This is a genomic window from Burkholderia sp. LMG 13014, assembly GCF_905232215.1.
Lineage (GTDB): Bacteria > Pseudomonadota > Gammaproteobacteria > Burkholderiales > Burkholderiaceae > Burkholderia.
In genome coordinates this window covers 1-2,061 of the sequence record NZ_CAJNKE010000827.1, presented here as the reverse complement: position 1 = coordinate 2,061, position 2,061 = coordinate 1, and the positions used below count along the sequence as shown (strand labels likewise).

Below are 2,061 nucleotides of genomic sequence, written 5' to 3'. Positions count from 1 at the left end.
AGGGGGGAAACGCGGGGGCGAATGGTAAAATTCGCGAATGAAAAAACTCGTGATCCTGATTTCCGGTCGCGGCAGCAACATGGAGGCCATCGTCCGCGCGTGCGCGCAGGAACGCTGGCCGGCCGAGGTTGCCGCCGTGATCGCCAACCGGCCCGACGCGGCCGGCCTGGCTTTTGCCGCGTCGCACGGGGTGGCGACGGCGGTGGTCGACCACCGGTCGTTCGACGGCCGCGACAGCTTCGACGCGGCGCTCGCCGCCGAGATCGACCGATTCGCACCCGATCTCGTGGTCCTCGCCGGCTTCATGCGCATCCTCACGCCCGCATTCGTCAGACAATACGAAGGCCGGCTGCTGAACATCCATCCGTCGCTGCTGCCGAGCTTCAAGGGCATCCACACGCACCAGCAGGCGCTCGACGCGGGTGTCGCGCTGCATGGCGCGAGCGTGCATTTCGTGATTCCCGAGCTCGACAGCGGCGCGATCGTCGCGCAGGGCGCGGTGCCCGTGCGCGCGGGCGACGACGCGGCCGCGCTCGCGCAGCGCGTGCTGACGGTCGAGCATGTGCTGTATCCGCGCGCGGTGCGCTGGTTCGTCGAGGGCCGTTTGCGCCTCGAGAACGGCCGTGCAGTGGTGGCGCCGGAAGAGGCGCGCTGGATTTTCGCGGATCAACCGCATACCGAAACGAGTGAGGGCGTATGAAGCTGCACGGATTCCTGATTGGCCAGACCGAGACTTTGCTCGCCGAGGTGCTGAAGTTCGCCGGCCCCGCCGACGCGACGACGAGCCGGTTCTTCCGCGCGCACCCGAAGCTCGGGCATGCCGAGCGCGGCGTGATTGCCGAAGCGGTGTTCGCAGTGCTGCGCCGGAAGATGGAGTTTTCGCATCTCGCGGAGAGCGGCACCGGTACGCCCGCGCGGCGCCTGACGCTGCTCGGCCTGATGCAGACGGTTGGCCGCAACGCGCTGAGGCCGTTCCTGTCCGACACCGAGTCCGCGTGGCTCGAGCACGTGTCGAAGATCGATCCGGCGAGCCTGCCGGTGCGCATTCGCTCGAACCTGCCCGATTGGATCCACCAGGCACTGTCGGCCCGTTTCGATGGCGAGGAGCTTGCGCAGCTCGCCGCCGCGCTGAACTACCCGGCGCCGCTCGACCTGCGTGCCAATGTGCAGAAGGCCAGCCGTGATCAGGTCATCGACGGGTTGCGCGCGGAAGGCATCGATGCGGGCGCGACGCCGTTTTCGCCGTTCGGCGTGCGCGTGGTCGGCAAGCCGGCGCTGACGCGCCTGCGGCTGTTCGAGGAAGGCGCGATCGAGGTGCAGGACGAAGGCAGCCAGCTGCTGTGCTCGCTGGTCGCGCCGCGCCGCGGCGAGATGGTCGTCGATTTCTGCGCGGGCGCGGGCGGCAAGACGCTCGCGCTGGGTGCGATGATGCGCTCGACCGGGCGCCTCTATGCGTTCGACGTGTCGGAAAAGCGTCTCGCGAAGCTGAAGCCGCGCCTTGCGCGCAGCGGGCTGTCGAACGTGAACCCGGTGCTGATCGACAGCGAACACGATGCGAAGATCAAGCGGCTCGCCGGCAAGATCGACCGCGTGCTGGTCGACGCGCCGTGCAGCGGCCTCGGCACGCTGCGCCGCAATCCTGACCTGAAGTGGCGCCAGACGCGCACGGCGATCGACGAGCTGACGCCGAAGCAGGCGTCGATCCTCGCGAGCGCCGCGCGTCTCGTGAAGAAGGGCGGCCGGCTCGTCTACGCGACCTGCAGCGTGCTCGACGCGGAGAACGAACGCATCGTCGAACAGTTCCTGGCCGATCATCCCGATTTCGTGCTGGTGCCGGCGCAGCAGGTGCTGGCCGACCAGCGCATCGAGCTGGAGACGGGCGACTACCTGTCGCTGTGGCCGCATCGTCACGCGACCGACGGCTTCTTCGCTGCGGTGCTCGAACGGCGCGCCGCGCAGTAACGACTGCCCGGACGGACGATGGAAAATCTGCAGAGCCGCCTGCTGTCGCACCGGCTGGCATCGGTCATTCGTGACTTCCACCAGCCGGTGATGATCTGG

2 protein-coding genes are annotated in these 2,061 nt (G+C 68.3%); both read left to right on the top strand.

What is annotated here, in order from left to right; all coding sequences use genetic code 11:
- Positions 1-37 precede the first annotated feature (37 nt).
- On the top strand, positions 38-700 hold the full coding sequence (purN, locus tag JYJ84_RS35060; protein WP_175223021.1) for a phosphoribosylglycinamide formyltransferase: 663 nt from the start codon (positions 38-40) through the stop codon (positions 698-700).
- Positions 697-1,962, top strand: coding sequence for an RsmB/NOP family class I SAM-dependent RNA methyltransferase (locus tag JYJ84_RS35055; RefSeq protein ID WP_175223022.1), 1,266 nt, complete (start codon positions 697-699; stop codon positions 1,960-1,962). The genes purN and JYJ84_RS35055 overlap by 4 nt, the downstream gene beginning before the upstream one ends.
- The last annotated feature ends 99 nt before the right edge of the window (positions 1,963-2,061 follow it).

Excerpts from the sequence above, each read along its gene's own strand:
- purN (WP_175223021.1), top strand. The coding sequence starts at position 38 with ATGAAAAAACTCGTGATCCTGATTTCCGGTCGCGGCAGCAACATGGAG.
- JYJ84_RS35055 (WP_175223022.1), top strand. The coding sequence starts at position 697 with ATGAAGCTGCACGGATTCCTGATTGGCCAGACCGAGACTTTGCTCGCC.